We start from the raw sequence: 3785 nt of genomic DNA, 5'->3' as shown, positions 1-3785 counted from the left end.
GGGTCGTTGGTCACGGAAGGCATCGTGCCAGTGGCCGCTAGAGTGCGCCCATGCGCAAATGGGAGTACGCCACGGTGCCGTTGATCGTGCACGCCACCAAGCAGATCCTCGACCAGTGGGGCGAGGACGGCTGGGAGCTGGTGCAGGTCCTCACCGGCCCCGACGGCAGCGGCCTGGTGGCTTACCTGAAGCGGGAGAAGGCCTGACATGAGCTTCCGTTTCGACAGCGAGCGAGCATCGCAGCGACGCGAGGAGCGGAACGAGCGCGGAGGAGCGGAATGAGTTCAGTGGAGAAGCGCCTGGCCGAGCTGGGCCTGGACGTCCCCGACGTGCCCGCCCCGGTGGCGGCCTATGTCCCCGCGGTGCGCGACCGCAACTACATCTACACCTCCGGCCAGCTGCCGATGGTCTCCGGCCAGCTGGTCCAGACCGGCAAGGTCGGCGACGGCCACGGGCTGGTGCCGGCCGACGACGCCAAGAAGCTCGCCGAGATCTGCGCGCTCAACGCCATCGCCGCGGTGAAGTCACAGGTCGGCGACCTGGACAAGGTCACCCGCGTGGTCAAGGTCGTCGGCTTCGTCGCCAGCGACCCCTCCTTCACCGGCCAGCCCGGCGTCGTCAACGGCGCCAGCGAGCTGCTCGGCAAGGCCTTCGGTGACGCCGGCGTCCACGCCCGCTCCGCCGTGGGTGTCGCGGTGCTCCCGCTCGACGCCCCCGTCGAGGTCGAGATCACCGTCGCAGTGCGTGACTGAGCGCCTCCCGGAACACTGAGGTCGCCAGCTCCACCAGCAGCCGGAGCGCGTCCTCGTTGTCGAGGTCGACGACCGGGTCCTGCCGCTGGCCGTCCGCGAACTCGTGCGCGAGACGGCCGGCGGTGACGCCCATCCCGCCGAGGCTGCCCGCCTTCGCGTCGTGCAGGTAGAGCGCGTTCACCAGGGCCACGAGCACGGCGTCGGCGTGGATGTTGCCGGCGTCGTCACGCATCATCACCCCGAGCGTCACCAGCTCCTCGAGGCTGCCCGGGCGCTGCCGGTCCATGACCGAGATCATCATCGGGTCGATCGTGACGGCGCTGTCCAGGTGGCGCCGGCCCGCGGGGGTGTCGCGCTCGATCATCGCGCGCAGCAGCCGGGCGATCTCGACCTGCACCAGGTCGCGGCTGGCCAGCGAGGAGATCAACGCCAGCGGGAAGCCGTGGTCGACGAACGCCTTGACCATGCGCAGCTGGGCCATGTGGCGCTGGTCGTAGTAGCCGGTGCGGCCCCGCACCATGGGCGCGTCGAGCAGGCCCTTGGTGCGGTACAGGCGCAGGGTGCGCTCGGTCAGTCCGGTGGCCTCGGCCAGCTCCTCGATGGTGTACTCCCGCCCCATACGCCCGATCGTGCCACCGCGGCGCCCCTGCCGGATGCCGATTGCCGCCCTAGGATCGAGGGCGTGAGGCGAGACTTCCCGCTCGGCAGCGCCCCGGCGCTGGTCGAGCGTGCCCAGGACTGGCTCGGCCGTGACGCACACGACCCGGTCGCCCCGCGCAGTGCCGCGACGGTGCTGCTCGTGCGGGACGGCCAGCACGGGGTCGAGGTGTTCATGCTGCGGCGAGTGGCGACCATGGAGTTCGCCCCCCGGATGATGGTCTTCCCCGGCGGCGGCGTCGACCCCCGCGACGCCGACCCGTCGCTGCCGTGGGCGGGGCCGTCCGCCCAGGAGTGGGGCCGCGTGCTGGGTGCCGACGAGACCACCGCCCGCGAGCTGGTCGCCGCGGCCGTGCGCGAGGTGTTCGAGGAGTGCGGGGTGCTGCTGGCCGGCCCCGACGCCGACAGCGTCGTGGACGACGTCAGCGGCGTGGACTGGCAGGCCGACCGGGCGGCGCTGCTCAGCCGCGAGGTGTCGCTGTCCGAGCTGCTCGTCCGTCGCGGCCTGGTGCTGCGCTCGGACCTGCTGCGCGCCCGGGCCCACTGGATCACCCCCGAGTTCGAGAGGCGGCGCTACGACACCCGCTTCTTCGCCGCCGAGCTGCCCGAGGGGCAGGTGCCCGACGACGCGACCAGCGAGGCCGACCACGCGGCGTGGGTCGACCCGGCCGAGCTGCTGCGCGACTACCACCGCGGCGACGCGCTGATGCTGCCGCCCACGGTGGTCAACGTCGAGGAGGTCGCCGCGGCCCGCTCCGCCGACGAGTTCCTGCGCGAGGAGCTGCCGATCACCCCGGTCATGCCGGTCCTCGCGCCCACCGACGAGGGTGTGGTCCTGCGCTGCGAGCTGCCGGTATGACGGGCGGCTGGCAGGGCGGCCCGGTCACCCCGCGCGCGGCGTGCGTGCTCGCCGCCAACCCCGGGCCGATGACGCTGGACGGCACCAACACCTGGGTGCTGTCCGAGCCGGGCTCCAACGGCTGCGCCGTGGTCGACCCCGGCCCGCTGGACGAGGCGCACCTGCGCCGGGTGCTGGACGTCGTGGCCGCCCGGGGCACCCGGGTCGAGCTGGTGCTGCTGACCCACCACCACCTCGACCACGCCGAGTCCGCCGCGCACTTCGCCGAGCTGACCGGTGCGCCGGTGCGGGCCCTGGGCGACGGTCTCCACGACGGGGACCGGCTCCAGGTGGGCGGGCTCGAGCTGTCCGTCGTGGCCACCCCCGGCCACACCGCCGACTCGCTGTCCTTCCTGCTGCCCGACGACAACGCGCTGCTCACCGGCGACACCGTGCTCGGCCGGGGGACCACTGTGGTGAGCCATCCCGAGGGGCGGCTCGCGGCATACCTGGACTCCCTCGAGCGGATCGCGGCCATGACCAACTCGGGGCAGGTGGAGACGATCCTGCCCGGGCACGGCCCGACGGTGCAGCACGCCGCGCAGGCGGTCTGGTACTACCTCGAGCACCGGCGCGAACGGCTCGGCCAGGTGCGCGCGGCGCTGGCCGACGGGGCCGGCGACGCGGACGCGGTGGTCGCGCGGGTCTACGCCGACGTGCCGGAGGAGCTGCGGCCGGCAGCCCGGCTGAGCGTGCTCGCCCAGCTGGACTACCTGCGCGCGAAGGGCCTCAGCGGCCGCGGCGCCTGAGGACGGCTCCGCGGGCGCTCAGCCGGCCGGTCAGCGGGCGCGGCGCTTGAGCCGCTCGACGTCGATGAGCACGACGGCGCGGGCCTCGAGCTTGATCCAGCCGCGGGTCGCGAAGTCGGCCAGCGCCTTGTTGACCGTCTCGCGGGAGGCGCCGACGAGCTGGGCCAGCTCCTCCTGTGTGAGGTCGTGTGCGACCAGGATGCCCTCCTCGGCCGGGCGGCCGAAGCGGCTGGACAGGTCGAGCAGGGCCTTGGCGACGCGGCCGGGGACGTCGGTGAAGACCAGGTCGGCCAGGGTCTCGTTGGTGCGGCGCAGGCGACGGGCCAGCGCGGCCAGCAGGGTGGCGGCGACCTCGGGGCGGTTGCTGAGGAAGGTCTGGAGGTTGTCGTGGCCCAGCCCGATGAGCTGGGTCTCGGCGACCGCGGTGGCTGTGGCGGTGCGCGGGCCGGGGTCGAACAGGCTCAGCTCACCGAACATCTCGCCCGGGCCGAGGATCGCGAGGAGGTTCTCCCGGCCGTCGCTGCTGGTGCGGCCGAGCTTGATCTTGCCCTCGCGGATCACGTAGAGACGATCTCCCTGGTCACCCTCGTGGAAGAGGATGTCGCCGCGCTCCAGGCGCGAGGAGGTCATCGACTGCTGCAGGGCGCTCGCGGCCTCGTCATCGAGGGCTGCGAAAAGGGGCGCCTTCTTCACGACATCGTTGTCCACGGCCGACAGTGTGCCATGCGG

Annotated in this window: 6 protein-coding genes; 4 read left to right on the top strand and 2 right to left on the bottom strand. The window is 73.0% G+C overall.

The genetic code is table 11. The annotated features are described in order from the left end of the window. Positions 1-50 precede the first annotated feature (50 nt). Positions 51-206: a DUF4177 domain-containing protein gene (locus VF825_RS03095; RefSeq protein ID WP_331110030.1), complete on the top strand. Its 156-nt coding sequence runs from the start codon at positions 51-53 to the stop codon at positions 204-206. Positions 207-278: 72 nt separating this feature from the next. Next, a complete protein-coding gene (locus tag VF825_RS03090; protein ID WP_331110028.1) occupies positions 279-752 on the top strand; it encodes a RidA family protein in 474 nt (157 codons plus the stop codon). Here the strand turns inward: VF825_RS03090 and VF825_RS03085 are convergent. Next, the gene (locus tag VF825_RS03085) at positions 730-1371 is read right to left on the bottom strand and encodes a MerR family transcriptional regulator (protein WP_331110026.1); all 642 of its coding nucleotides are present in this window, start codon (positions 1369-1371) and stop codon (positions 730-732) included. The two genes, VF825_RS03090 and VF825_RS03085, sit on opposite strands and share 23 nt — an antisense overlap. A gap of 63 nt (positions 1372-1434) precedes the next feature. Between VF825_RS03085 and VF825_RS03080 the strand changes: the two genes are divergently transcribed. After that, complete coding sequence (locus VF825_RS03080; RefSeq protein ID WP_331110024.1) at positions 1435-2268, top strand: NUDIX hydrolase; 834 nt, start codon at positions 1435-1437, stop codon at positions 2266-2268. Next, on the top strand, positions 2265-3056 hold the full coding sequence (locus VF825_RS03075; protein WP_331110022.1) for an MBL fold metallo-hydrolase: 792 nt from the start codon (positions 2265-2267) through the stop codon (positions 3054-3056). Before VF825_RS03080 ends, VF825_RS03075 begins: the two co-directional genes overlap by 4 nt. Before the next feature lie 30 nt (positions 3057-3086). On the opposite strand, the gene VF825_RS03070 is transcribed toward VF825_RS03075, so the two are convergent. Next, the gene (locus VF825_RS03070; protein WP_331110020.1) at positions 3087-3764 is read right to left on the bottom strand and encodes a Crp/Fnr family transcriptional regulator; all 678 of its coding nucleotides are present in this window, start codon (positions 3762-3764) and stop codon (positions 3087-3089) included. Between the last annotated feature and the right edge of the window lie 21 nt (positions 3765-3785).

This window comes from Oryzihumus sp., assembly GCF_036391795.1.
Lineage (GTDB): Bacteria > Actinomycetota > Actinomycetes > Actinomycetales > Dermatophilaceae > Oryzihumus.
Note: the sequence above shows the minus strand (reverse complement) of the source record. Positions and strands in the feature narration are given on the sequence as shown.

Coding starts and splice junctions, on each gene's coding strand:
- VF825_RS03090 (WP_331110028.1), top strand. CDS start 279: ATGAGTTCAGTGGAGAAGCGCCTGGCCGAGCTGGGCCTGGACGTCCCC.
- VF825_RS03095 (WP_331110030.1), top strand. CDS start 51: ATGCGCAAATGGGAGTACGCCACGGTGCCGTTGATCGTGCACGCCACC.
- VF825_RS03085 (WP_331110026.1), bottom strand. CDS start 1,371: ATGGGGCGGGAGTACACCATCGAGGAGCTGGCCGAGGCCACCGGACTG.
- VF825_RS03075 (WP_331110022.1), top strand. CDS start 2,265: ATGACGGGCGGCTGGCAGGGCGGCCCGGTCACCCCGCGCGCGGCGTGC.